General features: G+C 41.0%; 1 protein-coding gene. It reads right to left on the bottom strand.

Features of this window, described 5'->3' with window-relative positions:
• Nucleotides 1-147: 147 nt before the first annotated feature.
• A partial coding sequence (locus tag FL972_RS00500; protein ID WP_144602270.1) for a carboxypeptidase-like regulatory domain-containing protein occupies nucleotides 148-2,802 on the bottom strand: 2,655 nt, incomplete at its 5' end.

Genomic DNA, 2,802 nt, shown 5'->3' with positions numbered 1-2,802 from the left:
CTTCCCATAATGCTTTGCGATTATCCGCAAGCAAGTAGGACCACAGTCTTTGGAGTCGGGTTGGTTGTGGTGATTGGCTTCTTGAAATGAAGAATGGGGGTATTTTGAATAGGCTCAATGAATGTCATTGTTGAATCAATTCTATCCCTATTTTTCAACATGAATTACTTTGTCTATAAGCTCCCCGTCCAAGCTCCAGCCCTCTACTTTTATTCGGAACCGATTGATTCCATAGGGAACCTTTACACGTACATAGAACTCGCCATTCCTTGTTTTTGCTACCGGATCCCAATAAATAGTTGGCTTTTTCATCAAGTATCGATCAGTGGGAGGATTTCGAGGAAATTCAGGAAAGGCAGTGAAACCGGGAACAGAAAAAAACTGGAAGCCTTCGGAATTGAAATTTGTCTCAACTTGCGGATTTGTTCTAGAGCCATTTCTTGTCTCGATCATTAAAACTCCAGCATATCCCGCCATTCCAAATACAGTTGCACTAAATGTATACACTTTCATGGATTTAAATTGGGCGAAATCATAAGAATTTAACATACTTAGAAATTCATCGCTGGTTAAAAAAGGATATTTGGTCCCATCAATTATTAATAATGGGGCGCTTGTCTTTTGCCCAAAATTAAAATTTCCAATTCCACTTCCGGATACTCCAAGACGAGCTAAAATTGCTTCGCGAGATAATTTAAACAACTGATCCTCATTTACCTCTCGATCTGGCATTCCATATCCATAATTTCGCTCGGCCATGGTTTCTCCTTCTTGAGTTTCCTCTTTTACAAACTCTTCCAAAAGAATGTAATCTCCTGAAGTATCTAAAAAATAATCCTCGGATGAAATAGGTACTTTCCTGTAGGTAAGTTTAGGCAAAGCAACTCCAAGTTCTGGTTTACCTAGTGATCCTAGTTCTATTGACCCAAATGGTCTGAGCTTCTCATTCACGGCAGCTACTGCTATTTGGGCGGTGTCTTGGTAGCTTAACCCAGTTGCCCAAAAGTATCCCAAAGAATCTGTCATGACCTGACCATAATCTTCCAAATCTTCCCGAACTATCGTGATGGGCTGGATTAGTCCCTGCCGTTTATTTTCCGGCGTAAATTTCCCTTTTAAGGATATTCCATACTCCACAGGATGGCTTAGACTGCTCTGAAAAGTTTCAGGCAAACCTTCATCCAGCCATTCTATAGCATGCTCGAGGCGAATTCCCTGATTCATTTCTACTACTTGATCAGCATCAGTAATAGAAAGCACAAACTTACCGTCAATAGGATTTTCGAATTCGTCCAGAAAATCCAACTGTAAGTCCATTACCCGATAGTTCAGTGAATCACTAAGGGTGTAATCTGCCTTTACCACTATCGCATCTGAAAAAACTTCTAATGCTTCTTTCTCCATCTCAGGTATATAACCCTCCTCCATCACCACAAATGGAGCTAAAAACTGATCATCCATCAGGAAATTTCGATTCCAATGGGTATAAGCCCGAATCACATAATCACCCGGTTTCATTTCCTTGGGCAAAACTAGGGCTCCTGAGATTTTTCCCTGCTGGATTGGAAAGGTGGCCGATTGGATGATTCCGGAGTCTTCGGTTATAAGATCCACATGGACTACACGACTCAGCGAATCGGCCAGGAATGCATCTTGGTAAAGCATTTGTCCACCGATCCATGCTGTCTCTCCAGGGTAGAAATAGGGTTTGCTCAATGTAAGCCAGACTTTTTCCCGAAGCCGATTGAGTTGGCTAGATCGGCTCATGATTACCTCATCAGCTATTAGCTCTTCTATTTTAAAATCGGTAGTTGGGACAAAATCAAGTGGTAAAGCTCTGGCAACTCGCCTTCTCCCAAGGTAGCCAGAAAGAACTAGCTGGGTGGGGTTTAGTAGTACTCCATTTCGATCGACATCATAAAATCCCTCCGGAGCTTGGACCCAACTAATCGGATGATAAATTGTCGTGTAATAATCATTGGTCCATTCCTTCTTTAAATGATGCACTTCCAATTTTCCTTGAAGGAAAATTCGAAAAGTTCCGTCACCAAGTGGTCTTCGTAAAATAGAGTCTTTTCGGATTGGAATGATGGTTTTATTCAACTCTTGAAGAAAGTCATTGCTCCGAAATCCATCAATCGGAGCAGGTTTTGTTTTAAACAAGGCAAAATCACTTGAGTCAGGAGTATTAAGCAAAATAGATTGATTCAGATGCTTTAAAGAACCATAGTAATTGGCTTGTCGAGCCTCTTTCCAGCGGGAACTTGTCGCCAGACTATTGGATTCCATAGCTTCATAAAACACCTGACCATAAAATCTGGAACCATCTCGCAAAACCCGAAAATCCTCTAGATAATAGGTTATATCGTAACCAAGCGCATCATTTAATATATGTATAGGTTCTTGGGCTGAGGCCTTCAGGTAATTTTTTCCATTTTTAACCTTGACTTTTTCAAAGTCAATTACCCATGGATTCAAAATCTCAATCTGTGATTTGTATGGATCGTCGGGAAGGGCCAGAAACACTTCTTCAAAGGTTTTTAAGTTCCTCTCCCAAGACTTATCCCGTTTGGCTTTAAGTTCAATCTCAGTGAGATTGGATTCGTTGAATGATAGCTCAAAAGTCACTTTCACCTCGCTTTTTCCTTCAAAAGAAATCATTTTGACTTCGGTCACATAGCCTACAAATGAGGCGACCAATTCAATTTGCGAAGGAAAATCACCGGATATACTAAACTTGCCTTCCGCGTCGGTAGCAATTCCCTGAGTGGTGTTGTTTACAAAAACATTGGCAAAGGGAAG

This window comes from Algoriphagus algorifonticola (assembly GCF_007655305.1).
In the GTDB taxonomy this organism is placed as follows: domain Bacteria; phylum Bacteroidota; class Bacteroidia; order Cytophagales; family Cyclobacteriaceae; genus Algoriphagus; species Algoriphagus algorifonticola.
The sequence above is the reverse complement of the archived record's forward strand: the minus strand, read 5'-3'. Positions and strand labels throughout refer to the sequence as shown.